Consider the following 26,205-nt stretch of genomic DNA (forward strand, 5'->3'; position numbering starts at 1 on the left):
TGGCTGGAAGTAGTTCATGTGGCAATCGATCCGCAATAAAGTTGTCCTGTTCACCATCATTCCCATAACGCTTCTCTACAGTGTTATTTTCGCTATACACATAATTGATTCTTTAAAAGTCTCCAAAAGCAGTGTTGAAGAGTTTATGGAGCAGCAGGCTGGCCATTATGCTGGTCTGCTGGATAATCAGCTTCGCTTTATTGAGTCTTTTGGCGATTTTCTTTCCTATAACCTTAAAAATGAAACGCCGGGTTCTGAAGATTTCTTCGAGCTTATAACTGGGTCATTGAAAGATAATCGGGTGCTCCATGCCATTCTGGTCGGAGCGTCTGATAAGGGGCTCATTTATCGCTATGAAGATGATAGTCTGCAGAAATATGAGTGGCAGAACTATCAACAGGGGATATTTTCAGAAAATCAGTGGGGTTGGAGCCTGCCATTTGATGACCCTAAAACAGGGCAGCAGGTTGTTACATACCGTGTGCCAGGCGCAGATAATCTTTTCTTTATCGTTTTGGTGTCGAGTTTCATCGACCTTTTACAGCAAGATAACCCCAGAAAGCTTCGTTTCGCGATTGTCGACAGGGAAGGTCGTTTTGTACATTCCGATATGCGTTCAACCAAGCCGGACAAGTCCCTCTATGAAACCGCTGAGCGTATAAACTCAGCATCACTCAAAGAACTTCTGAATGGCCCTGTTCATGATGGCAAAAGAGGCGTCGCGACAATCTTTTTTCGTGACTGGCCATCATGGTATTTCACCAGTCCGATTACTCAATCTGGCTGGATTTTGCTGACTCATATCCGGGAAACCAAGGCTTTGGCGTCTGTACGTCAGGCAGCCCTTAACAGTGCTCTAATGCTGTTTGCTGCCCTGTTGGTGGTCAGTGCTGTTCTTCTGAAGATATCCGGCTTTATTACTCGCCCACTGGTCAGGCTCGCCAGAGCAGTGGATCATCTGGGTGATGGTCACTGGCATTTACCATTTGCTCATAAGTCTGATGATGAAACCGGAAGATTGGCCAGAAGTATCTCAGCCATGGCTATAAGACTGGAGGAGCGCGATGAAGCGTTACGTGAATTACGGGCCAGCAATATTAGCCGCATTGCCGAATGTTTAAGGGGTCATTACTTCTATTACATCCTGGATGACAGAGGAAAGGTGACGTTTGTCAGTTCATCCGTTGCCCAGATTCTCGGTTACTCACCCCAGGAATTTATGGAGAAAATTGCTGATATGTTCTCCGGGAAGATGGAGCATCGGGACATCCGGCGGGTTATCAATACAGTCCTTCATGGAGAGCTACAGGACGAAGCGATTCAGATCGAGTTTCCACATCAAAACGGCAGCGTACGGACTATAGAAATTATCAACGTCCCCGTTATTGAGCCTGGAGGCCGTATCAGCGGAATAGAAGGCATGGGTCATGATGTCACGGAGTTGATCAGTGACACCAAGAAATTCCGTGGGCTACTGGAATCTGCACCTGATGCCATTGTGATTACGGACAGGGATGAGTTGATAACAATGGTCAATGCCAGAACAGAAGACATGTTCGGGTATAAACGGCAGGAGCTTCTCGGAAGGCCTCTTGCCATGCTGGGTAAGAAGCGAGCAGGGTTTTTATTGCCAAGAGAACGGGACTTTCTTCATGAGGGTTCTACGCAGTTTGGTTTTGAAACTGTGTGCCGACGTCAGGACAGCAGCTGTTTTCCGGCAGAGGTGACTTCAAATCCTCTTGAAGTTGAGGGGGGAACTCTCATAACCATTGCTGTACGTGATATATCTGATCGCAAAGATACAGAAAAGGATTTGCGTCTGGCTCGCGACAGGGCAAGGGCTGCTGATCAGGCAAAAAGCCAGTTCCTATCAAATATGAGCCATGAGCTGCGAACGCCGCTTAATGGAATTCTTGGCCATGTTCAGTTGTTACTTCGAACAGAAATCCTGGGTAAAAGCCAGAGGGATAGTCTGGAGACTGTGGAAGACTGTGGTCAGCATCTGCTTATGATCATCAATGATATTCTGGATCTGACAAAAATTGAGACAACTGGTGCGCAGGTTCAGTTCCAGCCTGTTCGGCTTAGGCCGGTGCTGGACAAGGTGTGTCGTATGTTACGCCCACGGGCCGAACGAAAAGGACTTTACCTTGCTCTGGAAGTTGATGAAAAGCTGCCTTCAGTGATCCTGATGGATGCCACCAAGCTGAGACAGGTTCTGATTAACCTGATGGGAAATGCAGTTAAATTCACTAGCCATGGGAAGGTTCAGCTCAAAGTTCTGGCGAATGGTGATCAGGTTGTGTACATCGTCAGTGATACGGGTATTGGTATAGAGCAGGACGAGCAGGATCGGATATTCGCACCATTCCAGCAAATTGAGTATCCGGATCATCCTGGAGGAACGGGCCTTGGCCTGGCAATCAGTCAGCGACTTGTGACAGCTCTTGGAGGGGCGCTAAAGGTTGCAAGTTCCCCGGGTTTCGGAAGCCGGTTTTATTTCTCTCTCCCTTTACGAAAGGCTGTTCTGAATGAAGATGTTGAGGCCAGTGCTGCAAGCCTTGATGCTCGCTGTATGCGATTGCTGCCAGGGGAAAGTGGCCGGGTTCTTGTTGCAGATGACAGCCGCATAAACAGGGAAATGCTTGTACGTCTGCTTGAAGATGCAGGTTTTGAAACCCTTGAAGCAGTAAATGGCTTGGATGCTTTGAATTCTATCCATAAACATCAGCCTGATCTTGTTCTTTTGGACATTCGTATGCCGGTTATGAATGGTATGGAAACTGTCCAGAAACTCAGGCGACAGGGAAACCCTATTCCTGTTATTGCAGTCACAGCTAGTGTTGATCCGGCCCAGCGGGAACGCTTCGAGACACTTGGATTCGATGGATATGTAGGGAAGCCATTTCAGGTTGATGATCTGTTTCGCAAGATTGAAAGTGTTTTAAATATCCACTTTGTGTGGAAAGAGGGGAAAGGCAGCAAAGATTTTGATTTGCAACTGGGTGATCCCCCCCCGCATCTGAAACCGTTGCTTAAGTCGCTCCAGGAAGCTGCAGAGGTAGGAGATATTGACAGAATCAGGCACCTGGCATCAGTACTCCAGGAAGATCCTGCCTGCGAGCAATTCGTTCCAGCACTGGAAGACTTATGCCGGACATTTGCCTTTGATCGACTGGAACACTTTTGCAGGGGGGCTGTTAAGTTGCCTAAAGACTGTGAAATAAGCGACGATACGCAAAAAAAACCAGACAAAGAGTAACAACACTAAGTGGTGCATAAGGCCCTAAAAGCATGAAGGGAGTGGGCTTGGTCATAGGGGTAATACTACCCGATGCAAAAATGTGTTCCGGATAATACCGGGCTTTGACTTCTCCACGATGGTTAATTTCAGCAGCTACTCCCTTTTCACTGTAGCGAAGTACGGGACGTCCAGTTTCCAATGCTCTGGATTGGTTGATTCTGAGCAACCTGTCCTGAAGAACTTTACTACTTATGGAGACGTCATAAACAATAATGGCTTCTGCCCCTATGACCTTACTCGAAATGAAGTACGGGGTAAGGTCGTCTGAATTTCCGGTGATCATTATTCTGTAAGCATCAACAGCAGGGTGACGAAATGTTGAGGGATTATGAACTGGCAAGCCTGCTTTAAAAACATCTGCGGAAGGAATGTGATCATAGGCACAGGTGCATCCATCTCCTTCTCCAAAGGTACAATAATATGTCGGGCAGTTTTTCTGATCTGACTTAAACCTTGCAAGGAATGCTGTGTTTGAGTAACTATCAAGCTTGGAAAGGTACTTGGGCCAGTTGCCATTTACATCTCTTGAGAAGGTATTCCCAAAAATAACAAGCTTTGGAGAGACTGTACCCAAGGTTTTATTCAGTGATGATGAAACCTGGTCAGCATCAATTCGGGTTTGCATTGCATAGCTGAATGGGCGCTTGTCATAAGAGACAGTCCATTCATGATGGTTACATAGAAAAGGTGTAATAAGAGTAAGAATAAGCGTGAGTACAAGTGAAATAACATGACGTGGATGCTTTTTGGACAGCTGGTAGAAAAGACTGCTAAGTAGGCTTGCTGCCAGCATTAAAACAAAGCTACCACCAAATGGACCCATTATTGGAAAAAGACTATCAGATTGAAAACCAATAGTTGAATAGCCAGCAATCAATAGCGGTGGATAGGTTAATGGTATAAGGCTGTACAAAACCTCATAAATCACCCACAGGCAAGCAAATAAGATTGAGCTTCCAATTGAAAATCTTGCAAGATTTAAGACCTTACGACAGGTAGGGTAGAATCCCAGGATCAATATTATTGATAGGATAGGTATAAGAAGCTGCTGTAGGACTATCTCTAAAGTTTCAGCAATACTTTGATGCTGTGGTAAAAGAATTTGGTGACACAAGAACCAGAACTGTCCTGTAATTGTATATCCAAAAGCAAACCCAAGAATGGCAATGGCAATGCTACGCATACCATCCAGTTGGGTTCGCGAAAAAAGAAGAGATGCTCCCAATAGTGATAAAAACGAAATATCTACTGGAGGGAGCCCCAGAGGCAGTAGGATACCGGCAGTTAATGCCAGAGAGAATTCTGTTAACTTTGGGTAGTTGTTTAAGGGCATCGGCTATGAGTTTATATCCATAAAAAACTAATGGTCTTTATGATTTCTTGCGATATGTTCTGAGATGATTTATCCGTCGTATCGTTATTACGCAATAATTCCATGCCTGATAGAAACAAGGAATATAGTCCAAATGCAGAAAACTGTTGAAAAAATTGGGATAAATAGAGCTGTTTTCAACAGTTATAACTAAACTGCTATCTCTGTGGTAGATTGCGCGAATTATGAGGGTAGTTGGTGGTATGTTCTCTGCGTTTTCGCATACTGTTGCTTATTCTCCTCGCATATGCTTCTACAACTGCATATGGGGAATATGGTCAGGTACTTGGTCTTAACGGTTGTGTTGAAGTCATGACCAATTCGTACGATTATTTAATTGAGCATGCAAAACCCCATGCCAGTATCAGCTCTGGTGAAAATTACGAACCTGATGGATGGGTGCGTTTTGCCATTTTAATGGACAATGAAGAGACCACAGGAGTGGCTATTCAAGAGTATGGAGCCCCTACAGAATATCAGGATAAATATAACTTCAAGCTTGATAAACAACATTCATTTACTCCTGCACCTTATAATACCTACTCCATAAGTGAGCTAGCTTCAGCCTCTCCGGGGCCACCCTCCTTGGCTGCTTCCCCTGCTGTGTTATCACGAAGTGTGTCACAGGAGAGTGAGCTGAGGGCTATGAAGATGAAAGGGCATGTCTGGGTAAGAATAAAAAATAAGAAATCTGAATGGAAGGAATCTGATCTTCCGGCGCTGTCATCCGACAAACGGAAAAAGAAGTCTCTGGTTTGTAATACATATTTTGTCCAATCAAAAAGTGTAGATACAGATAGTCTGGAAAGTGCAAATGCAGAAACGGTTAGAGTGGAAAGTGCAGAAATATGTTGTGGTGTGGAGGAAATAAAAGATCCCAATTATGCTGAGCTATCACTGGGAGTGCCACCACCAGGAGATCAGGATGAAATAACTGCAATGAACCGGGAGGTTTCTGAATTTATTGAGGCGATTGAGAAAGAGGCTGTATTCCCTTCAGGTCCCTTCAAAAATGGGGAGACGTTTGATTTTTCTTTTGGTGGTCCGGCTAAAATCACTATTGTCGGTTCGGGAACAAGCACAGTTGTATTTAAAATTGATGTCGGGAAAGAGTGTAAAGGGCTACCAGATAAGTACCCACATGTTAATGAAAGCGCGCTAGATTCTGTGAGAACATTTCTACCAAATTTGGCATTAAGACGAATTGTATTGCCAGATGAAACTCAGGCACGTTCATTTTATTTCCATCAGCGTGCTCATGAGGTTTATTTGAAAGAAAATGGTGTAAATTCATTAGAAACCCAATTTCTTAAAGTCGGAAATGTTGTCTATATCGTTCAGCCTCTGCTTGTAAAAGAGAACTTGCTTGATTGGTACTTTAAGAAGGTTCTTTTGGGGAAAAAACCAGATGAAAAAATCACAGTTTTAGGACAGGAGCTGACAGCAAGAAAATTTTTAAATCGCATCACTGAAATAATACTGAATGATGTTCGTGAGCTATCTAAAAAAAACAAAAAGCACGAAGATCAGTCTATGCCACCTGGTAGGAAACAAATGCTGGCCGGATATGTTGATGCAAAATATGCTAATTACGCCATAGAAGTGGAATCTGGCCACTTTGTTCTCAGGTATATGGATCCATACCCAGTTCATCTTAAAGTATTTGGGAGGCACCCAACAGAAGATAATGGTCGTACTCCCTATACTGTATTTGATACTTTTTTCCATGATAATAAATCTGATGATGCACTTGTTTCAGAAGGAATGGTAAAAAGGTATTTAAGAAAATTTGAAGGTTACTCAGATGCTAAGGCAATTGTTTTAAAGTTAGCTAGCGATATTATTGATACAATTTACGATAAGGATGAATGTGAATCTCGTTACCACTTTGTTTGGGAAGATCTAAAAGAAGAAAAAAGTGATAAATATAAACTCTTGAAGATGGTTTTTGATGAGATAAAAAATGTATGTAATACCACATTTCCTGGTGAAGTTGATCTTGACACTTTAGAGGATGATGCAATTAATTATTGGAAAAAGCGCATAAAGTCAAACATGCTTTTGCGTTTGGGGCTCCATTACAGTAAACAGGTGAATTGGGACCACTTTATAATAACCAAGTCATCTGAAATAGAAGAAGCTAAACAAAAAGCTCTAATAGAAGAAATTAGGGAGTTACGTGATGGTTTTATGTTGTCACAAACAAATGATGAAGAGGAATTAGTTCGTTGGGCTGATGGACTGCTTTTTAAAGACGGCAATCGCCTTCATCAGTTGGCAAGCGGGGCTGATGAGAAAAAGTTCAACCCGGATCATGTTCTTCCACTTCTCAGGGGAGTTGTGAAAACATTTACAGAAAACAGGAATTACAGGGATTTTAGTGCAGGTGTGGTGGAATTACCTGAGAAAAAGGATACTCCTGCTGTGACTGAAAAAGCTACCGCTACAGGTGCTACAAACACTCCAGATGTTGTAATTACAAAAGTTGAAAAACCTGACTTGAATGGAAAAAAAGTGCCTGTAGCCTCGGTCGCACCTGTTTCTTCATCACGGCACCCCTCCTTTGTTATTCCGAGTCATCGACCGGCAGGGGTTAAGCGTAAATCTGATGGTGCAAATTCACTTACATCGAAAAAACCAGTGACCCCTATTTCTCCCTTTTCCGTAGGCGGGGTAGATTTGAAAAAACATCCAAAATCTGTACAAGAAAATTCAGTTCAAAATGAATCAACAGAACAATATAGGTCATATTATGGTTATCTTGAGGCACTTGCCTGTCCGCCTACTTTAAGTGCTGACACAGGGCAATTATGGAATATGAAGTGCAAGCCGAATAGGCACTTACTACCTGTATGGAATGTTGGACAATTTAAGCCCCCTTTACTTCGTATGCAGGCAAGATCTTATGATAACTATATGGAAAAAAACGGGGAGGTTCGTAATTGTGGAATTATTATTACGCATGGATTTTGGCCGTTAGAACCTAGTGCAGCTGAAGATAATACGAATCTTTCAAATGGGGAAAGTTACAAAGCTGATTTTGAACCATTTACATCTGATGGGTTAGTGAAAACTGGTCCATGTAAAGGTCGCGCCTTTGGTTCTGAAAGTTTATTTGGCATTTTTAAAGAAAATCAACGCTTGCAGGGTTATTGCATAGATGCTCATCTTTCTTGGATGATTGGTGTTATGCCACATAAACAAAAAAAAGATTACCAAAAAATTTTAAATGATTTTAAAAAGCATGAATATTTTTTTAATAGTTTAATCCAAAAGATACCGCCAAAAAAAGGAGGGTACACTATTGCTAGCCCTACAAACCTGATGGTTTTTCTTGAAATATTGAGGGGGCTCGGTGATAAAAGATTAAAATTTAACAGCTCTGAAGCAGAGTATTTTCTTCAAATGTTATCAGCATCGTTAAATATGGATATCTTTATTTCAGAGGTAAATGGAGTGCCAGCTAATAAAACAGATGAAGTGAAGAAGGAAGAAGTAGTTACTCGCCTAAGAACATATGAGTATGAAAATGGAGGCCTTTGGGCTGTGCGCTACGCAGAGAAAAAGAAAGAGGATGTAGAAAAAGAAATTACAAACGGAAATAATAAGTGGATATGGCTTGAAAGAACAATAAGAGATCAAACGGATCATTGGGCGTTTATAAAGGATTACCGCTCACAGCCAAAAATTGAAAAAAAGGATTCATCGGTAAGCCCTTCTGGTAATTGTTCACAGCCCGTGGTTTCTCCTGAAATGAAGAGATCACAGACATATACCCCGGAGAGGGTTACAGTATCTGCAGTTTCCTTAATGGGAATACGGTCACCGCTTTTCTTTGATACAAGAGGCAAGAGACCTGATCAGCTCGTTATAGGAACTGTTGAGGATGAAGATGGCAACGATTACGTTGGAGGATCGCCCAGAAAGCAGCAGTGCATGACATCCTGGAGCCCACCTAAGACACCAAATACCCCACCAACGCCATTACAGATGCATTCACCTCCTATTACTACAGGGCCCAGCAAGATGTAATGAAAGCCTCTGGTAAGTTGAATGTTGTCTATTCTGCAGACGCATATCCCGCCTGAGCAGGAGAGTCTGTATGATAGGTAATTTCGTTGTAGGTGTTCATAGTATTAGAGGGACGCCACTTGAGGTTATTGGCCAGGGAGTTATGCAACGGCTGGATCAACTGGATATTGATATTCGGGATGTGACCAAAGTTGCAAGTATACACCTCAAGAAGTTTGATCCTGCTTATGATGAATTTGCCAGAGTTCATGATGTTCCGTTTGTCACCTGTGATGCTGAAGCATTATGGTCAGTATCTGCGCCTGCTCAGGGGTGCATGGGGCTGGGCTGGTTCAGTCCGGCTGCAGTAAGCGAGCGGGCAGCCCTTTTTTTTAGTGAAGCCCGTCAGCTGCTAGCCCCCACATTCCTTTTTCAGCTTTGCTATGGACAACATTATGTAGTGGTTTCTATCTGTAGGGATTCTGTTAGCCTGTAGATTGGCGAATCTTCATTCTGGTTTTTTCGTAAATTGCACTGTAAATGGCGCAAATACTGAGCTAGTGCAAAAAAAACGGGAAAACATTGAGGTAGCCTGTGCGCGACAGATAGAAAAATAGCTGCGGAAGCAAAGGCCCTGCCTTTTGTAACGAATGACAGTAACAGGCCTTTGTAACAGAAAAGCTGCCTTTGAGGGCAGCAGACAGAGGGGAACGTTGTCAGGCAGCCCCGGGGTGACCCGGAACCGAAAACGACCAAGCTGGCGGATAACAATTTACCCGACCTAGAGCCATCAGTGGGAGATAGGGTTTCTTGAATCTGGTTATGCTGAATTGAGGGATTCAGCTTCAGACTTCGATCCTAGCTCTATCTCTGTAGTGAAACGTGCAGAGCGGGATAACAATAAATGAGTGCTAACAAGACCATGCTGGACCTGTCTTCCTACGGAATCAAAGACACGACGGAAGTTGTTTATAACCCATCCTATGAGCAATTCTTTGAAGAAGAAACAAGGGATGATCTGGAAGGTTATGAACAGGGGCGAGTCACCGACTCCGGTGCCGTTTCAGTCAACACTGGAATTTTCACCGGACGCTCTCCTAAAGATAAATATATCGTCCGTGATGATACAACCCGTGATACTGTCTGGTGGGCTGATCAGGGTAAAAACGATAATAAACCTATCCGGCAGGAAGACTGGGTTTACCTGAAAAATCTGGTGACCCAAGAGCTGTCAGCCAAGCGTTTGTTTGTTGTTGATGCTTTCTGTGGTGCTAACCCGGATACCCGCCTGAAAGTCCGTTTTGTCACTGAAATTGCCTGGCAGGCTCACTTTGTCACTAATATGTTTATTCGTCCTTCAAAAGAAGAGCTGGTTGATTTTGAACCTGATTTCGTTCTGCTGAATGGTGCCCGCTGTGTGAACCCTCAGTGGGAAGAAATGAAGATGAATTCCGAGAATTTCGTTGCCTTCAACCTGACTGAGAAAATGCAGGTTGTTGGTGGCACCTGGTATGGTGGTGAGATGAAGAAGGGTTTGTTCACCGTGATGAACTACTTCCTTCCTCTTGAAGGAATCGCTTCCATGCACTGTTCAGCAAACGTTGGTAAAGATGGCGATGTTGCGATTTTCTTTGGTCTCTCTGGTACTGGTAAAACCACCCTCTCGACTGACCCCAAGCGCGCTCTGATTGGTGATGATGAGCATGGTTGGGACGATGATGGCGTCTTCAACTTTGAAGGTGGCTGCTATGCCAAGACCATCAATCTCAGTAAAGAAGCCGAACCTGATATCTATAACGCGATCAAGCGTGATGCACTGCTTGAAAACGTAACCGTCAGAGATGATGGCAGCATTGATTATGATGATGGCAGTGTGACTGAGAACACTCGGGTTTCCTACCCGATTCATCATATCGAAAATATTGTTAAACCTGTTTCTAAAGGTACTCATGCCAACCGGGTTATCTTCCTGACAGCTGATGCATTCGGTGTTCTCCCTCCTGTGTCCCGCTTGACTCCAGATCAGACCCAGTATCACTTCCTGTCAGGATATACGTCCAAGCTGGCTGGCACGGAGCGTGGAATTACAGAGCCAACACCAACCTTCTCTGCAGCCTTCGGTGCGGCTTTCCTCGCTCTGCACCCAACCAAGTATGCTGAACTTCTGGTGAAACGTATGCAGGATGTAGGTGCTGAGGCCTACCTGGTAAATACTGGCTGGAACGGAACCGGCAAACGTATCTCCATTCAGGCAACCCGCGCCATTATTGATGCGATTCTGGATGGATCTATTGATCACGCCGAGACTGTTAAACTGCCACACTTCGATCTGGAAATGCCTGTGTCTGTTTCTGGCATTGAAGACAGTAACATTCTTGACCCACGTAATACCTGGTCATCTGTTGCTGATTGGGAAATGAGAGCGCGTGATCTGGCCGGCCGCTTTATCACTAACTTTGAACAGTATACTGATAATGAAGCGGGTGAAGCTTTGGTTGCAGCAGGCCCACAGGTTTGATGCTTTCAGGCTAAAGCCCATATAAACGTATAACTCTAACGGCTCACTCAGTGGGCCGTTTTCTATGACGCTTTTTTGCAGGTAGTCATATAGAAAGATAAAACCCTGTCATTTTCAATAACTGACCCGTCATGGCATAAGGGAATTTAACTGCGGTACAGTCAGCACCACTTTTTTGCCGCGCTTCAGGTTATAGTGGTGTCTTGATGAATTTCTGTAGCAGTTACATGTCTGACCTTTGTTGTCCCCTTTGTGGATGCTCCCATACTGATTCCTGGCATCAGGACAAGCACCGTGAATATGTTAAGTGCCGCGAATGTGAACTGGTTTTTGTTCCGCCAGCCTGGCACCTTTCCCCTGAAGATGAGAAGTCTTACTACGATCTTCACAACAACAATATTGATGATCCGGGGTACAGGACATTTCTAAACCGGATGTATCAACCTGTTGCTGAACGTATTGATTCCGGGGCCTGTGGGCTGGATTTCGGCTGTGGCCCAGGCCCGGCACTGGCAACCATGTTTATGGAAGCTGGCCATCCAATGGCCATTTTTGATCTCTATTTTGCCAATAACCCGGAAGTGCTGGAGAAGCGCTATGACTTTGTAACTTGCACAGAGGTTGCCGAGCATCTGGTTCAACCTGGGGAAGTGCTTGCCCAGCTTCTGGACCTTCTCAAGCCCAAAGGTATTTTGGGAATAATGACCAAGCAGGTAAAGAATCAGGAAGCCTTTAAAAACTGGCATTACACGCGTGACCCAACGCATATCACATTTTTCAGCCGATCGACATTCGAATGGTTTGCTCGCCAAAACAACTGCCGTGTGGAGTTTATTGGAGCTGATGTCATTCTTCTTACCCGACGTTGACCTGTGATAACTGAGGAAGTAACAGGCGTCCAAACAAGCAGTTATATCAAAACTGCCTATAGTTACCTGCAAGCAGCCATGAGCGTGCAGCGTGCCCTATGGGTAAAATCCTTTTTTTATCACCCGGAGGGGGATGAAAAAGGGATTTCCATGGTAAGGAAATAAGTAGAAATGAGCAGGGCTGGTATGAGGAAAAGCGACATTCTTGGCATGGGGTTAATGGTGTTTGCCTTTTTTCTAGGGGCCGGAAATCTGATCTTTCCTCCCTGGGCCGGACAGCAGGCGGGAGAAAACCTCTGGCTAGCTTTGATTGGTTTTCTCGCCACTGATGTTGGTCTTTCACTTCTGGCCATTATTGCCATTGCCATGGTTGGAAGTCCTGAGTCTCTGACCCGTGATATACCTGGTGTTCTCGCGCCACTGTTCTGGATAGCTGTTTATATAATTATCGGGCCGGCTTTTGCCGTGCCCAGAACTTCAATTGTGGCGTATGAAGTTGGTGTTCTGCCCTGGATTTCTCAATCCTCAAGTCTCTACCTGGCTCTCTATTCGTTGCTTTTCTTCTCAGTCGCACTCTGTCTTTGTATTAACCCAGGAAAACTGGTCAATATCGTTGGAAAGGTACTGGCACCGGTTCTCGCTGCAGTGTTGGCCGCTCTGTATATGGCGATGTTGCTGCAAGCTCCTGCCGAGTTTGGTGAAGGTGTTGGCCAGTGGAAAGAGCATGCCATGCTTGAAGGGGCAGTACAGGGCTATCTCACTATGGATACCCTGGGGGCTCTGGCGTTTGGAATCGTAATTGTTGCAGCAGTGAGGCGATATGGTGTTTCTGACCACCGTCTGGTTGTCAGGCACGCCATTCAGGCTGCCCTGATTGCCGGTGCCGGGCTGAGCCTGGTTTATCTTGGCCTGTTTTATCTAGGTGGAATGAGTCAGGGGCTGGTTACAGACGCTACCCATGGTGGGCAAATTCTTGCCTATATGGTCACACACCTGCTGGGTCCTATGGGCAAGGTGGCTCTCTCATTGGTTATCACCCTTGCCTGTCTGACAACGGCTGTTGGAGTAACGACATCCTGCGGTGATTACTTTCATCATCGTTGGCCCAGAATCAGCTACCGTTTCTGGGTTTCCATTTTGTGTCTGGCTTCAATGGTTGTTGCCAATATCGGCTTGGAAACGCTTTTGAAGCTATCCATTCCAGTTGTTATTACCCTCTACCCAGTGGCCATTATGGTGGTTGTGGCGGGTATTCTAAGAAACTGGATAACGCTTTCCCGTGGAAGTATGCAGGCAGCTCTGCTTGTTATTATTCTTTTCAGTAGTATTGATGGTTTGAATGCTGTCGGGTTCCTGAAAGGAATAGAAATGACCGACCATATTCCTCTGTTTGATAATGGTCTGGGCTGGCTCCTTCCGGGTTTGAGTGTACTGGTGTTTGGCTGGCTGATACGTTCAGTGGCTGAATTAAAAAAACGGGGAAATGTGGAAAGTTGATCGTATTTCACAGAGATTAAAAAGGCAGCCATCGGCTGCCTTTTTAATGAAGAAGCTTTCTAGTTGGCAGAGAGCTTGATAGTGTCAGACTCTTCATCTGATTTTTGATGATTGCCAAGTAAGATAATTTCCACCCTTCGGTTGCTGGCATCGTTGGGATTTTCAGGATCCCTGAGCTGGCGATCAGCCATGCCAACGACCTGCGTTATGCGTTCAACCGGGAAACCACCTTCAACCAGGGCGCGCCTTGTTTTCTGGGCTCGCGCTGAAGATAAGTCCCAGTTATCGCGTCTGGATGCGCTGGAAAATTTGGTGGCGTCAGTATGACCAAGAACCATGATGTTACTGCCTGTCTCCTCAAGCCGTGGGGCGAGCATAATCACTATCTGACGATAAGCAGGCATCAAGCGGTCGCTACCACGCGCGAACATCGGCCGTCCTTTCAGCTCCCTGATTTCAACTCTCAAGCCTTCAGGGGAGTGAGACACCTGCAGGGCTTCTGATATCTTTTCTGGCAATGAAACGGTTTGCTGCTCAATACGTGCAACCAGTTCTTCATACTTGCGCTTTTCCAGTTCTTTCAGCTGGCCATCAGAGTTAAGCTTTGCTGTCGCTGCGGCCTCAAGTTCAAGCTGGGCAATGCGTACCTTCTCAACCGCCAGCTTAATCTGTTCTTTATTGCCAGGGGTGCGAAAATATCCAGCGATACCGGCTTTCTGTTCCGGGGTTGCCGTGTCAGCCATCCACATGAAAATAAAGAGTGCAAGACATACCATGGAGAAGTCTGCGAGAGCATTCTTCCATTTTGATCTGGGCTTAGGGGTTCTTCTTCTTATTCCCCGCTTAACAACAATTGTTGTCGGGCGCTCCTTCATTCACGGCTCTCCGCCAGCCAGGCTTCCAGCTGAATAAAGCTTGGGCGAATTTCGGAGTAGAGGATTCTGCGACCTGCATCGGCAGCTATCGCTGAAGGTCGACCGCTGACTTTAGCCAGAAGTGAAGCTTTCACACACTCATAAAGCTGGATTTCATCACGCACCGAGTGCGTGACAGATTGAGCGAGAGGGCTGATCAGACCATAGCAGAGCAAAATGCCGAGGAACGTTCCCACAAGGGCTGCCGCAACATTCATACCCAGCAGATAAGCTGGACCATCCATAGACTGCATGGTCAGTACGATGCCCAGTACCGCTGCAACAATACCAAAACCGGGCAGACTGTCGGCAATACGCTGAAGTGCATCGGCAGGGCGGTGCAGATCGTCGGCCATTGTCGTTAGCTCGTGATCCAGAAGACCTTCCAGTTCATGAGGTAAGACCTTGCCAAGCGTAACCAGACGAAGGTTGTCACAGATAAACGCAGTCAGGCGTTCATTTTCCAGAATGCCGGAATCCATAAACAGAATACTGTTTTCTGGTTCTTCAATGTGTGCTTCCAGTGCAGTGACGCCGGCTTGCCTGCGTACTTCGAATAGCTTAAACAGAAGTGTTAGAAGATTCTGATAGTACTCGGCCGGGTAGTGGTTAGTACCGCGAATAGCTTTGCCAAGGTGGCGCATTGTGTGGCAAACCACGTGCCATGGATTGGCAATCAAAAAAGCGCCAATACCGCCACCTGCAATAATTAATATCTGGGCGGGTTGCCAGAGCGACAGGAGCTGACCGTCAGCTAAAACAAATCCGCCGAGCACACTGAAGATCAGTATGGCCAACCCGGTGATTTTCAACATAGATGGGGAGATCTCTTGAGGTTTGAACCTGCAATGTGCAGGTTTTTACTAAATGTGCGAATACAATGTGTTGTTTCAAGACAACAAAACGCGTATTCCATGAAAAATGACAGTGATTGCTCAATGTTCAGACATCTTTTGGCTCAGAGTTGCCAGTGCCTTTTTACGAAGCTGGCAGATACGGGCTTCCGTCAACTCGATAATGAGAGCGATCTCCTTCAGGTTCATCTCTTTCTCGTAATAAAGATGAAGGATCAGCTGTTCACGTTCTGGCAGCGTCTGGAGTGCACTTGCCAGCTCCTGGGAGTCTGCTTTTTTCAGAAGTGGGCTGAACGGTGTTTCTTCCGTTGAGCCCAGTACGTCCCAGCTGTCACCCCGGTCTTCAACAAGTGTATCCAGGCTAATACTGCTTGCCGCTTCGAGCCTGGTTTCTGCTTTTTGGACGACTTCCAGAGGCATATTGAGATGTTCGGCAACATCGCGAGTTTGCACAGGACGGCTCAGTGATTGCTCAAGCTCATTCTTGGCTTTGCGAATCTGTTTACCCTGCTGGCGCAGTGTGCGGGGGCACCAATCACTACGGCGCAACTCGTCTACCATGGCACCCCGGACACGTGTCAGGGCGTAGGCATCAAATGGAACACCGGTTGTTGGGTCATACCGATGAGCCGCTTCCAGAAGTCCGATAAATCCGGACTGGATCAGGTCATCCACATCCACCATGCGATCCAGTCGATCAGACAAGTGCAAAGCTATACGTCTGACCATGGGGGCCTGGGCGTTCACCAGATCCTGAATGGGGTCATGGGTGGTTTCCGGGGTTCCCGCCCCTGTTAGATAGGCGTGAATTGCCGTTTTTGTGTAACCACTCATAGAGCGATATCTCCCCCGTTACTGCACCACAAACTCGGTAAAGAGAACTTCATCCAATGCTTGAACTCCTGCTTTTTCCTTCAACAGGCGATCCAGATCTTCAAGCGCTTTAGCCCGAATGACTTCAAAGCTATTGTTCTCGGAAAGCGAGGCAACAGACTCCTTACGGAGGTCTTCAATCAACCGGTTTCGGAGCAGTGGCTTGAATTTTGGAAGCTCTTCATTCAACTCGATATGACGAGTCACCAGAACAGGCTGCACCTTCAGGTAGTGACGGGGGGTGCTGCTCTCGAGGTTCACGATGATCGTATCAAGAGGAAAATAAAACGGGTCTTCGACCATTGTCCGCGTATCACGGAACTGGGTAAACCAAATGGTTGCGCCTGTCAGGACTACCAGAATGGCGGTCATGGCTTTGTAGGCTGATCCTTTACCTTCTTTTTTCGCGTCTGCCATTTCAGTTATCTCCGCCTGTTACTCAGGCGTATGTGCTAAAGAATAAATTGCTGGATACAGAGCCGGGCTGTGGACTCTGTTCTTCGAAATCATCACTGGTACTTGTATCCGAGTCGGATGCCGAGTGAGCCAGGCCATCGCTGTGCCAGGTACCTGATTGTTCTGATGCGTGCTGCCCCTTGTGCTCCTGTCCGGAGGAGACGTCAACATCTACCAGATTCATATTGGAATCCCCCAGGTTGGCACGAAGGCGTTCAGCCTGGTTTTGCAAAAGCTCGCGCACTTGTGGGGATGAAGACTGGAAGTGAACGCTCAGGCTGTTCTCATCAATCTTTAAACGAATGTCCAGAGTTCCCATGGAGGGAGGATCCAGGCGCAGACTGACTTCTTTAATACCATTTTCGCCCTGACTCATACGCAGCAGGCGCTGGCCAAGATCATCCGGCCATTCCGGGTCACTAAGCATGGACAGGGAAGGCTGCGCTTCAGGACGTGCCTGTTGTGCTGCAGCTGTTTGTGCACTGCCCTGAGCTGAAGCAACAGACTGTGTGCTTTGTGCTGTTGCAGCTGCTTGTGCATAAGTTGCCTGTGACGTTTCAGCCACCGGTTGTGCGTTTGGTGCGTTTAGACGGGTAACCAGCTGCTGAATATCAAGACTGGTTTTGGTTCCTTTGTCTTCGGCCTTCAATTGGGGAACCAGAACATCTTCAAGATCAAAATGCTCTGTATGGGTATCCTGTTTGAATGCTTCAGGGTTTTCAGCACTCTGAGCCGTTTTTTGAGCAAGTAGCGGGTTTTGGTTTGCCACAGAAGTTTGTTGAGCCAACTTGGCAGTTAACTCAGTTGCTTTCTGCTCAATCTGACTTATGGAAACAGCTTCCTGAGTCTGTTCAGTAACGGCATTCTTAACTGCTGCTGCAGCATTCTGGGTTACATGGTTCTCAGGAGTATTCTGCTGTACTGCGTCTGTGGTTTTTGGGGTACCACTTTCTGCTTTCCAGTTAGCCTGAGTTTCAACCATATCCTGAAGTTCGGTGACTTCATTCTCTGCAACTTCTGATGAAGGTTCAGTTGGTTCCTCAGTCTGATCAGTTTTATCGCTGATCGGCTTCTGAGTGTTTTTTTCAGTCTTTGGCTGCTCGTTATCCAGCAGTTTGTCAAAACCATCACTGGTTTTACTTTCTGCGGTATCTGACTGGGAGTCAGACTTCTGTATAGAGTCTGCCCCTTTGCTCTGATTAAGAGAGGTTTGATTGAGAGGGGTTTGGTTGAGAGAGCTAATCAAAGACATGGTCAATACTTATTCTATTTTCCTGCGCGGTTTTCTGTCTGAGAGCTTCCGGCTTGAAAGCACAGCGCGTAAGCATTTAAGGCTCCGCGTTGCTGCCGCATGCTTTCCATCTTTTTACTGAGGTGGAGGCGACGCTTCATACACCAGGAACGCATGGTCTGGTAGTGGTTCTGGATTCGTTCGATTTGATCCCTGGGAGGGGTCTCATCAATGGCCTTGTAGCCTGCAAGTATGTCCTGAAGAGCTGTATCCAATTCCAGAAACTCATCCCAGTCGCGCTGCTCAAATACTTTCTGCAGCGCAACTTCAATATCATTCAGCTTTTGGGAAAGATCAGCCATTGGAGGCATGCTCCAGCTGATCCCAGGCAGACTTGATATCTCTGATAATACCTGCGGCATCTTCGATTTTTTGTTTGTCGTTCTTGAGGCTGGCCTGCATCAGGGTGTCGCTGCAGAACTCATAGAGCCGGGACAGATTAACGGCAACCTCGCCACCAACTTCCAGATCAAGTGCGCTGCGCAAAGCTCCAAGCAGTTGAAGAGCCTTTCCGATATGGTTGCCTTTCTCTGCAATATCCTTGCGATCAATTGCCCCGCCAGCACTGGCGATATGATCCAGAAGTTTTTCAAACATCATTTGAACCAGGCGGTAAGGACTGGCAACTGCAGCGCGATTTTGAACCTGATTCTGGGTGTAGGCATTCATTGCCTGTTGGTACTTCATGTTATGCCTTGATTCCTGAGTACTTGTTACATCATCTTCTGCAGGTTTTGCATGGAGGTATTCATTTGCTTGACAGCAAGATCCATCGCATTTAGTTCGTTGAAGTAGCGCTGGTATACCTCTTCGGCACGTTTATTTACTTCTGTCCATTCATTTTTGATGTCGGTCTGTTCTTCTTTCAGCCGATCAAGACGCTCCTTAATGAGACCATCTTTTTTGGGGGTGTATGTAGAGCTGGAACTGTCATCCGAACTGGATGACTGAGTTCCAATAAACACTTCAACAGTTTTCATCAAAGTATTTAGGGAAGCATCAGTTCCAACAAACAGATCTACCACTTCGGATGGATTATCCTTAAGAGCTTTATCGAGAATTTTATCATCGACTTCAAGGTCACCATTCTGTTTGGTAATTATTCCGACACTTGCCAGTGTTTTAAAGCTACTGCCTGGAACTTCAGATGTAAGAGCTGCACGCAGCTGGCTGTTTAACGAGTTAACAAGAGTATCACTGGCTAAAGGAGGTCGGCTGGCTGTTTCGCCTGGTTCAGCAGGTTCAGACTTTGAGACCGAATCAATGACTTTACGTAATGTGTTATAGCTATCCACCAGAGATTTGATTGACTTCTTCATCTGGTCAGTGTCAGTGGAAAGGTTAACGTCAATGGGGTTGGCAGCATCTGTTTTCTTCAGAAGGTTCAGAGTGACGCCTGTGATTGCATTCTCAACAGTGTTTGATTGAGATTCCACTGCAATGCCATCAATTGTAAATTGGGCATCTTTAGCAGGGTTGATATGGTTGGTTGCGTTATCAGCAAGAGCCTGAGAGCCAATCTTGATGCTTGTTATAGCCTTCTCAGTGCCAGTTTCTCTGCTTGTTAAAGTTAACTGGGCGCCATTGGAACCGGTAACTATAGATGCATCAATCCCTGGGTTATCACTGGCGTCATTGATCTTGTTCATGACATCAGTAAGGGTGTCATCGGCATCAATGGTTATTTTGAAGCTTGTTCCACTATCCATCCCTGCGGTTTTGATTTCCACTTCTCTGGATGTATCTCCAGTACCCTCCAGAACAGGGGTTTTGCTGGATGTGGTTTGCATGATATTCCACTTGTCTTTTTCAGCCAGTTGCTGAACTGCAATCTGGTAACTATTTGCGACAGCGGTTTCATCGTATTTTATGGTGAAGAACTTTTGGTCATCGTCACTCATATTGTGCTTCAATGTGCCGAAGCTTTCCGGATCAGACAGAGTCTTCAGGCTGGAATAAAACTTGTCTAATGCAGAATCCAGCTGATTGAGAGCCGCAACCTCTGCATTGACTTTGTTTTCTTGTTTGGTGAGCTGGTCGCTCTTGCCTGCAAGGTTGGCTTTGGCCATCTGTTTGGCCATACCTTGAATATCGAGCCCTGTTCCCGTCCCGGGCATTGAGATAGACATATAACTTCCTAAATATCCAAATCGTCTGAGTCACAGGGCCAGTTCAAAACAAAGGCCGAAATCAGAGTATTAATGAGCTGTTCCAAAAGTGATGGCAATTTATGTGCCATCAACACTCCTGGTTGAGTAGCTGGCCATTATGGTCAGAGTCTCTCTCCAGTACCTTACAGGCATCTTCAAGAGTAAGCTGATGAACTGTATGAGTTTCAGAATCTTCCAGCAGAAAGCGAACATCATCATCATGTCGCACCAGACTGACATTCAGATTGCTCCTGAAGTGTCTGCGAAGCCGACCCAGAAGAAATCCCAACAGTTTCTCTTTCTTCCGGAAGGATATTTCCGGCCACATTTCCGCTATGATTTCACGCTGTCTTCTATTAGCTGTCGCGACAGGTGTCTGTGCAATTGCAGCGCGAACACGAGAGTGTTTATGGATGTTCAGTGGAAGAAGAGGTTCATCGCCCATAGTTATCAGCATCCGTTAACTGGTCAAGGAATCGGTCTAAGACGAAAGGTTCTTAAAAGAAGATAACGAAGAGAGTGAGTGGTTGCTTTCGTTGTATGAAAAAGCCGGGCAAAAACCCGGCTTGAGGAAAACCAAAAGGCTTGCCAATTAACGCAGCAGTTGGGCAGCGTACTGAGGCATCTGCTTGGCCTGGGACAGTACAGTGGAGCCAGCCTGCATCATCATCTGCTTGCTGGTCATGTTGGTGGTTTCCTTGGCGAAGTCCACGTTCTTGATGCGGCTCTGGGAAGCCGTCATGTTAGTAGTGATGCTGGACAGGTTATCGATGGTGGATTCCAGACGGTTCTGGGTAGCACCCAGATGCGCGCGTTGGTCATCGATGCTGGCAAGGGCAGAATCAAGCTTGCCGACAGCTGCTTGGGCCGCAGTTTTACTGGTGACATCCAGACCTTTAGTAGTACTGGCTACAGCGGTAGCACCAATGGCTGTGTCTGGGCCAGTGCCTGCAGTAATCTTTTGAGCATCAGTTGTCATTACTGCGTTAGCAGAAATCTCAACCTTTTGCTTGGCACCAACAGCACCTTCAGTATATGTAACATTGGTTTCATCAGTACCGAGGGCTTTTGCAATCTCTGTCTTGAGCTCTGCAGCAGTCTTGCCAGTGGTTGAAATGGTAATGTCATCTTCATCGCCAGCGGTAGCACCAACCTGGATTTTAATATCGCCATTGGTGTTCAAGGCGGCAGCCTCAGAGCTCTTGGCAGTACCACCTACTTTGTAATCATTTCCATTTACTTCAAGGCTCTCTGCATCAATGTTAGTCAGAGAGAACTCGATGGTTTCATTGGCATTAGCGCCAACCTGGAAGCTGAAAGTCTTTTGGCTTCCCTTGGAACCATCAGTACCACTCAGAAGGTCAATGCCTGCAAACTCGGTTTTTTCTGCAACACGAGTAATCTCCTGAGCCAGCGCATTCATCTCTTTCTGCATGGCCATACGGTCTTTTGCAGTATTGGTGTCGTTGGCAGACTGCAGGGACAGATCACGCATGCGGTTCAGCATATCGGTGACTTCAGTCATGGCGCCTTCAGCAGTTTGAGCCATGGAGATGGCGTCGTTGGCATTACGCTGGGCAACATTCAGACCATTGATTTGAGTCTGCATGCGGTTAGAGATCTGCATACCAGCCGCATCGTCAGAAGCGGAGTTAATGCGTAAGCCGGTAGACAGCTTGAGCATGCTGCTGCTCAGACCGTTCTGGGTATTGTTCAGGTTGCTCTGGGCAACCATCGCAGTGGTATTGGTATTGATGGTAATCATCGTCTGACTCCGTAGTATTTTATCCGGCGCTCAGGCCAGTACCTCAGGAGTCGGTACATAAGTACAAATAATTAAATTGAACTGGGTGTGACGAAAAGGTTTGATCATTACATTTATCAGGGCGAGTAAAAAATCAAAACCGGGCTTAAGCCCGGTTTTGATTCTCTAGAAGATTTTCGCCTATTAACGCAGCAACTGAGCTGCATACTGAGGCATCTGCTTAGCCTGGGACAGGACAGTAGAGCCAGCCTGCATCATCATCTGCTTGCTGGTCATGTTGGTGGTTTCCTTGGCGAAGTCCACATTCTTGATACGGCTCTGGGAAGCCGTCATGTTAGTGGTGATACTGGATAGGTTATCGATGGTAGATTCCAGGCGGTTCTGGGTCGCACCAAGGTGAGCACGCTGGTCATCAATGCTGGCAAGAGCGCTATCCAGTTTGCTAACTGTGGCTTGTGCTGCAGTTTTGGTCGTAACATCAAGCCCTCTTTCCGTTGAAGCGGCAGAGGTGCTGGTGATAGCCGTGACTGCGGCTGCTCCTCCAACCTTAACGGAAGTTGCATTAACATCCATTACTGCATCTTTGGCAATGGTGATGGACTGCTTGGAAGAAGTACCGCCAGCTGCGTAAGTAATCTCACCGGAATCGATGCCCAGCGCATCTGCCACTTCATCTTTGATTTGGGTGTCAGTTTTGCCATCAACCTTGACGGTAATATCGTCACCACCGGTTACTGCAATAGTAATGTCTTGTCCGTTACCGTTAGCGGCAGCCTCAGATTTTGCACCAGTGGCATCTGTTACAGTGTAATCTGTTCCGGAAACTTCCAGGCTCTCGGCGTCAATATTGGTCAGAGAGAATTCGATAGTTTCGTTGGCGTTAGCACCAACCTGGAAGCTGAAGGTTTTCTCGCTGCCTTTGCTGCCGTCAGTACCACTCAGCAGGTCAATGCCTGCAAACTCGGTTTTCTCAGCAACTCGAGTAATTTCTTTTGCCAGAGCGTTCATCTCTTTCTGCATGGCCTTACGGTCTTTTGCAGTGTTGGTGTCGTTGGCAGACTGCAGGGACAGATCACGCATACGGTTCAGCATGTCGGTGACTTCAGTCATGGCACCTTCAGCGGTCTGAGCCATGGAGATAGCATCGTTGGCATTACGCTGGGCAACATTCAGACCGTTGATCTGGGTTTGCATGCGGTTAGAAATCTGCATGCCGGCCGCATCGTCAGAAGCGGAGTTAATACGCAGGCCGGTGGACAGTTTCAGCATGCTGCTGCTCAGTCCATTTTGGGTGTTGTTCAGGTTGCTTTGGGCAACCATCGCAGTTGTATTCGTGTTGATAGTAATCATTATCTGACTCCGTAAATTTTTCCAGCTCTCAGGCCAGTACTTCAGGAGTCGGAACAAAAGTACAGATAATTAAATAAGGTCGAGTGTAAATAAATTGTTTGATGGAGAGTTATTCAGAAAATACATAAAACAAGGCCGAGCATAAGCCCGGCCTTGTTTATTAAGTGCGCTTGGTTGCTGATTAACGCAGCAGTTGAGCAGCGTACTGAGGCATTTGCTTGGCCTGGGACAGAACAGTAGAGCCAGCCTGCATCATCATCTGCTTGCTGGTCATGTTGGTAGTTTCCTTGGCGAAGTCCACATTTTTGATGCGGCTTTGGGAAGCCGTCATGTTAGTAGTAATGTTGGACAGGTTGTCGATGGTAGATTCCAGGCGATTCTGGGTTGCACCCAGATGTGCACGTTGATCATCGATGCTTGCCAGAGCTTTGTCCAAAGCTTCAACGGCTGCATTGGCATTGCCGCGGCTGGAGATATTCAGGCCTTTTGTTGTGCTAACTACGCCAGTGGATACAGATGTAGCTGTGTTTGCACCGTCACCGGCTTTAATCTTCTGAGCGTCAACAGACAGAACTGCACCAGACAGGATTTCAAGCTTTTGCTTGGAAGTAGAGGTACCAGCAGTGTAAGCAATTTTGGACTCATCAGTGCCCAGAGCTTTTGCAACTTCAGATTTAACTTCAGCCTCAGTTTTACCGGCAACAGAAATAGTAATATCGTCATCACCGCCGGCAGCACCTACTTCAATAGTGATGTTGCCGTTAGTGTCATTTGCAGTAGCTTCAGAGTTTTTCGCAGCGGCTACGGTGTAGTCCTTGCCTGCAACTTCCAGACTTTCTGCATCAACATTGGTCAGAGAGAATTCAATAGTTTCATTGGCATTAGCGCCAACCTGGAAACTGAAGGTTTTCTCACTGCCCTTGCTGCCGTCAGTACCGCTCAGCAGATCAATGCCGGCAAACTCGGTTTTTTCTGCAACACGAGTGATTTCAGTAGCCAGAGCATCCATCTCTTTCTGCATGGCTGCACGGTCTTTGGTGGTGTTGGTATCGTTGGCAGCTTGCAGAGACAGGTCACGCATGCGGTTCAGCATATCAGTGACTTCAGTCATGGCACCTTCAGCTGTCTGAGCCATGGAAACCGCATCATTAGCATTACGCTGGGCAACATTCAGACCGTTGATCTGAGTTTCCATGCGGTTAGAGATCTGCATGCCGGCCGCATCGTCAGAAGCAGAGTTGATGCGCAGGCCGGTGGACAGCTTGAGCATGCTTGCATTCAGGCCGCTTTGGGTGTTATTCAGGTTGCTCTGGGCAACCATTGCGGTGGTGTTGGTGTTAATAGTAATCATCGTCTGACTCCAAAAAATTTTGTCTAGCCATCGGGCCAGTACCTATAGGAGTCGGGTTTGTGGCTTTGATTTTAAATTTTTTAAGTGAGTTTCTCGAAAATCTTTAACCTCGTACTGTGATTACTTACTCTTGTTGACAGCCCCCGGCTATCAGCAATTGGTTAAGAGTTTGAATGTTGCAACCGGGGGGAACCTGATTTTTGGTAGCGGCTCTAAAAACAGCTTAGCGTAGAGAGCGAGAACGACTGCTGTGTCAGGTTTGCTATGTAGATCTTACAATTATTTTTGACATCTGGTCGATTTTTTAAAGCCAATGAGCTGAGGTTTAACCGAGGCACCTCCTCAATTGATATTGTCGAGAAAAGTTTATCACTTCAGCAGGCTCATAATCTGGGCATGGCTTCCCAGTTTCATTAATACTGTATTGGCATGCAGGCTTTTCAGATATTCCTGATTGTGATCGGCGCTGCGGGACATTGAGTGCACAATTCCAACCAATAACTCTTTATAGTGACCTGGCTCAGCAAGCATCTGCAAATAGAAGCGAATCAAAATATATTTCAGAGTAAATTCAGCATATCCGGCCAGTAATTCTTCTCCAGTTTTGTGGCAGATATCACTGGTGTACAGCCAATGAAGCATCATATTCACGAGACCATGACCACAGTCTTCTATGAGTGGAGTATAATGCTGCTGCCGGTCGGCAAGAAGCTGTTCCATATTGACCGAGCCATGTTCCCCAAATTTTTCCTTCAAGTTATCAACAAATTGCTGGTGATATCCTTCAAGAACCTTGTTGTGCTTGAAGAATTGAAGTTTCTCCATCAGCTGTTTTAGAAGATGTGCCTGCCCTTTAATATTTGGAGTGGCTTCCGCGTACATACGATTTAATAATTTATCTTCACGCATCTGGAAAAAAGTCTGGCACGCGGCAAGAATGTCACCACTGTTCTCTCGCTTAGCAACAAGACTGAATAATGCACCCAGGTGGAACAATCGTTCATCTGGACATTCCTCTTCCCCAAGAACAGCCTGAAAAGCAGTTTGACGAAAAGCATCAAAATGGTCGGGCACATTATTGTATGTAGACAAAATCAGACCGGATTCGATCTTTGCTTCCGGGTCGGTTTCAAACATCATGGCAGAAGGGTCGAGAAGAATTTTTCGCGCTGCTTCCGGGCAAGAAAGACTTAGACTTGGTTCGATTTTGCCTGTTAGGGATTTAGTCTGACGAGGATAAGTTTTGCACGTTGCAGAAAGAAGTTTTTCACCATGATTGCAGTGGATATAACAGGTGCCATCTTTATTTTGCAGAGGGCAGGAGCTGTCAGACTTCAGGTTAATTAACCGGTATTCATGGTCGGTCTGCTGCCGGGGGCGGCTCATCTGGTTGCGGGTGATATCACGAAGAACGGGATCTGTGCTTTTTTTGTAGATTTTATACGTTTTCTTGTCGATAGTAATTCGCCAGCTCTGACAGCAGTGATGTTCGCAGTTTGGGCCAATGCAGGAAAAGTCGCGATAGAATTTTGGATATAGAACCTGATTTTGGGAAGCGGGCATCGGTACAGCTCATTTCGAATAAATGCGCATATTCAAAGCAAGAAACAAGCCATCATAATGGTGAGAG

20 protein-coding genes are annotated in these 26,205 nt (G+C 46.2%); 6 read left to right on the forward strand and 14 right to left on the reverse strand.

Going from position 1 to position 26,205, the window contains the following annotated elements; translation table 11 throughout:
• The first annotated feature begins 16 nt into the window (after window positions 1-16).
• A complete protein-coding gene (locus tag M3P05_RS09030; RefSeq protein ID WP_249699222.1) occupies window positions 17-3,262 on the forward strand; it encodes a PAS domain S-box protein in 3,246 nt (1,081 codons plus the stop codon).
• Here the strand turns inward: M3P05_RS09030 and M3P05_RS09035 are convergent.
• Complete coding sequence (locus M3P05_RS09035; RefSeq protein WP_249699223.1) at window positions 3,210-4,637, reverse strand: hypothetical protein; 1,428 nt, start codon at window positions 4,635-4,637, stop codon at window positions 3,210-3,212. The two genes, M3P05_RS09030 and M3P05_RS09035, sit on opposite strands and share 53 nt — an antisense overlap.
• Window positions 4,638-4,988: 351 nt before the next feature.
• Here M3P05_RS09035 and M3P05_RS09040 point away from each other — a divergent pair, with 351 nt between their 5' ends.
• The 5 genes from M3P05_RS09040 to brnQ all read left to right on the forward strand — a co-directional run bounded on the left by M3P05_RS09040 (window position 4,989) and on the right by brnQ (window position 13,571).
• Entirely contained in the window at window positions 4,989-8,708 is a 3,720-nt protein-coding gene (locus tag M3P05_RS09040) for a hypothetical protein (RefSeq protein ID WP_249699224.1), read from the forward strand.
• A gap of 70 nt (window positions 8,709-8,778) precedes the next feature.
• A complete protein-coding gene (locus M3P05_RS09045) occupies window positions 8,779-9,183 on the forward strand; it encodes a cobalamin biosynthesis protein (RefSeq protein WP_249699226.1) in 405 nt (134 codons plus the stop codon).
• A gap of 408 nt (window positions 9,184-9,591) precedes the next feature.
• Window positions 9,592-11,205, forward strand: coding sequence for a phosphoenolpyruvate carboxykinase (ATP) (gene pckA, locus M3P05_RS09050; protein ID WP_249699227.1), 1,614 nt, complete (start codon window positions 9,592-9,594; stop codon window positions 11,203-11,205).
• 206 nt (window positions 11,206-11,411) lie between these two features.
• Window positions 11,412-12,074: a class I SAM-dependent methyltransferase gene (locus M3P05_RS09055; protein ID WP_249699228.1), complete on the forward strand. Its 663-nt coding sequence runs from the start codon at window positions 11,412-11,414 to the stop codon at window positions 12,072-12,074.
• A 171-nt stretch (window positions 12,075-12,245) separates the two neighbouring features.
• Window positions 12,246-13,571: a branched-chain amino acid transport system II carrier protein gene (brnQ, locus tag M3P05_RS09060; protein ID WP_249699229.1), complete on the forward strand. Its 1,326-nt coding sequence runs from the start codon at window positions 12,246-12,248 to the stop codon at window positions 13,569-13,571.
• 59 nt (window positions 13,572-13,630) lie between these two features.
• Here the strand turns inward: brnQ and M3P05_RS09065 are convergent, their stop codons facing one another.
• The 13 genes from M3P05_RS09065 to fliB all read right to left on the reverse strand — a co-directional run bounded on the left by M3P05_RS09065 (window position 13,631) and on the right by fliB (window position 26,138).
• Window positions 13,631-14,446, reverse strand: a complete 816-nt coding sequence (locus M3P05_RS09065; protein WP_249699230.1) for an OmpA family protein — start codon at window positions 14,444-14,446, stop codon at window positions 13,631-13,633.
• The gene (motA, locus tag M3P05_RS09070) at window positions 14,443-15,300 is read right to left on the reverse strand and encodes a flagellar motor stator protein MotA (protein ID WP_249699231.1); all 858 of its coding nucleotides are present in this window, start codon (window positions 15,298-15,300) and stop codon (window positions 14,443-14,445) included. Before motA ends, M3P05_RS09065 begins: the two co-directional genes overlap by 4 nt.
• A gap of 120 nt (window positions 15,301-15,420) precedes the next feature.
• The gene (locus M3P05_RS09075; RefSeq protein WP_249699232.1) at window positions 15,421-16,173 is read right to left on the reverse strand and encodes a sigma-70 family RNA polymerase sigma factor; all 753 of its coding nucleotides are present in this window, start codon (window positions 16,171-16,173) and stop codon (window positions 15,421-15,423) included.
• Between the two features lie 18 nt (window positions 16,174-16,191).
• Window positions 16,192-16,629 carry a flagellar basal body-associated FliL family protein gene (locus tag M3P05_RS09080; protein ID WP_249699233.1) on the reverse strand — a complete coding sequence of 146 codons (438 nt, stop codon included), beginning with the start codon at window positions 16,627-16,629 and terminating at the stop codon, window positions 16,192-16,194.
• A 22-nt stretch (window positions 16,630-16,651) separates the two neighbouring features.
• On the reverse strand, window positions 16,652-17,920 hold the full coding sequence (locus tag M3P05_RS09085) for a flagellar hook-length control protein FliK (protein WP_249699234.1): 1,269 nt from the start codon (window positions 17,918-17,920) through the stop codon (window positions 16,652-16,654).
• A 14-nt stretch (window positions 17,921-17,934) separates the two neighbouring features.
• The gene (locus M3P05_RS09090; protein WP_249699235.1) at window positions 17,935-18,261 is read right to left on the reverse strand and encodes a flagellar protein FliT; all 327 of its coding nucleotides are present in this window, start codon (window positions 18,259-18,261) and stop codon (window positions 17,935-17,937) included.
• A complete protein-coding gene (fliS, locus tag M3P05_RS09095) occupies window positions 18,254-18,646 on the reverse strand; it encodes a flagellar export chaperone FliS (protein WP_249699236.1) in 393 nt (130 codons plus the stop codon). Before fliS ends, M3P05_RS09090 begins: the two co-directional genes overlap by 8 nt.
• 26 nt (window positions 18,647-18,672) lie before the next feature.
• On the reverse strand, window positions 18,673-20,088 hold the full coding sequence (gene fliD / locus M3P05_RS09100; RefSeq protein ID WP_249699238.1) for a flagellar filament capping protein FliD: 1,416 nt from the start codon (window positions 20,086-20,088) through the stop codon (window positions 18,673-18,675).
• A gap of 109 nt (window positions 20,089-20,197) precedes the next feature.
• Window positions 20,198-20,554, reverse strand: coding sequence for a hypothetical protein (locus tag M3P05_RS09105; RefSeq protein ID WP_249699240.1), 357 nt, complete (start codon window positions 20,552-20,554; stop codon window positions 20,198-20,200).
• Window positions 20,555-20,701: 147 nt separating this feature from the next.
• Window positions 20,702-21,874, reverse strand: coding sequence for a flagellin N-terminal helical domain-containing protein (locus tag M3P05_RS09110; protein ID WP_249699241.1), 1,173 nt, complete (start codon window positions 21,872-21,874; stop codon window positions 20,702-20,704).
• A 183-nt stretch (window positions 21,875-22,057) separates the two neighbouring features.
• Window positions 22,058-23,224 (reverse strand): flagellin N-terminal helical domain-containing protein, encoded by a 1,167-nt coding sequence (locus M3P05_RS09115; protein WP_249699242.1) that lies wholly within the window; start codon window positions 23,222-23,224, stop codon window positions 22,058-22,060.
• Window positions 23,225-23,405: 181 nt separating this feature from the next.
• Entirely contained in the window at window positions 23,406-24,575 is a 1,170-nt protein-coding gene (locus tag M3P05_RS09120; RefSeq protein WP_249699243.1) for a flagellin N-terminal helical domain-containing protein, read from the reverse strand.
• Window positions 24,576-24,944: 369 nt separating this feature from the next.
• Window positions 24,945-26,138, reverse strand: coding sequence for a flagellin lysine-N-methylase (gene fliB / locus M3P05_RS09125; RefSeq protein WP_249699244.1), 1,194 nt, complete (start codon window positions 26,136-26,138; stop codon window positions 24,945-24,947).
• Window positions 26,139-26,205: the final 67 nt, after the last annotated feature.

This window comes from Parendozoicomonas callyspongiae (genome assembly GCF_023502345.1).
GTDB lineage: Bacteria > Pseudomonadota > Gammaproteobacteria > Pseudomonadales > Endozoicomonadaceae > Sansalvadorimonas > Sansalvadorimonas callyspongiae.

What these genes read in the sequence shown, in the direction of transcription:
- M3P05_RS09030 (WP_249699222.1), top strand. Translation starts at nt 17, where the DNA reads ATGTGGCAATCGATCCGCAATAAAGTTGTCCTGTTCACCATCATTCCC.
- M3P05_RS09035 (WP_249699223.1), bottom strand. Translation starts at nt 4,637, where the DNA reads ATGCCCTTAAACAACTACCCAAAGTTAACAGAATTCTCTCTGGCATTA.
- M3P05_RS09040 (WP_249699224.1), top strand. Translation starts at nt 4,989, where the DNA reads ATGACCAATTCGTACGATTATTTAATTGAGCATGCAAAACCCCATGCC.
- M3P05_RS09045 (WP_249699226.1), top strand. Translation starts at nt 8,779, where the DNA reads ATGATAGGTAATTTCGTTGTAGGTGTTCATAGTATTAGAGGGACGCCA.
- pckA (WP_249699227.1), top strand. Translation starts at nt 9,592, where the DNA reads ATGAGTGCTAACAAGACCATGCTGGACCTGTCTTCCTACGGAATCAAA.
- M3P05_RS09055 (WP_249699228.1), top strand. Translation starts at nt 11,412, where the DNA reads ATGAATTTCTGTAGCAGTTACATGTCTGACCTTTGTTGTCCCCTTTGT.
- brnQ (WP_249699229.1), top strand. Translation starts at nt 12,246, where the DNA reads ATGAGCAGGGCTGGTATGAGGAAAAGCGACATTCTTGGCATGGGGTTA.
- M3P05_RS09065 (WP_249699230.1), bottom strand. Translation starts at nt 14,446, where the DNA reads ATGAAGGAGCGCCCGACAACAATTGTTGTTAAGCGGGGAATAAGAAGA.
- motA (WP_249699231.1), bottom strand. Translation starts at nt 15,300, where the DNA reads ATGTTGAAAATCACCGGGTTGGCCATACTGATCTTCAGTGTGCTCGGC.
- M3P05_RS09075 (WP_249699232.1), bottom strand. Translation starts at nt 16,173, where the DNA reads ATGAGTGGTTACACAAAAACGGCAATTCACGCCTATCTAACAGGGGCG.
- M3P05_RS09080 (WP_249699233.1), bottom strand. Translation starts at nt 16,629, where the DNA reads ATGGCAGACGCGAAAAAAGAAGGTAAAGGATCAGCCTACAAAGCCATG.
- M3P05_RS09085 (WP_249699234.1), bottom strand. Translation starts at nt 17,920, where the DNA reads ATGTCTTTGATTAGCTCTCTCAACCAAACCCCTCTCAATCAAACCTCT.
- M3P05_RS09090 (WP_249699235.1), bottom strand. Translation starts at nt 18,261, where the DNA reads ATGGCTGATCTTTCCCAAAAGCTGAATGATATTGAAGTTGCGCTGCAG.
- fliS (WP_249699236.1), bottom strand. Translation starts at nt 18,646, where the DNA reads ATGAAGTACCAACAGGCAATGAATGCCTACACCCAGAATCAGGTTCAA.
- fliD (WP_249699238.1), bottom strand. Translation starts at nt 20,088, where the DNA reads ATGTCTATCTCAATGCCCGGGACGGGAACAGGGCTCGATATTCAAGGT.
- M3P05_RS09105 (WP_249699240.1), bottom strand. Translation starts at nt 20,554, where the DNA reads ATGGGCGATGAACCTCTTCTTCCACTGAACATCCATAAACACTCTCGT.
- M3P05_RS09110 (WP_249699241.1), bottom strand. Translation starts at nt 21,874, where the DNA reads ATGATTACCATCAATACCAATACCACTGCGATGGTTGCCCAGAGCAAC.
- M3P05_RS09115 (WP_249699242.1), bottom strand. Translation starts at nt 23,224, where the DNA reads ATGATTACTATCAACACGAATACAACTGCGATGGTTGCCCAAAGCAAC.
- M3P05_RS09120 (WP_249699243.1), bottom strand. Translation starts at nt 24,575, where the DNA reads ATGATTACTATTAACACCAACACCACCGCAATGGTTGCCCAGAGCAAC.
- fliB (WP_249699244.1), bottom strand. Translation starts at nt 26,138, where the DNA reads ATGCCCGCTTCCCAAAATCAGGTTCTATATCCAAAATTCTATCGCGAC.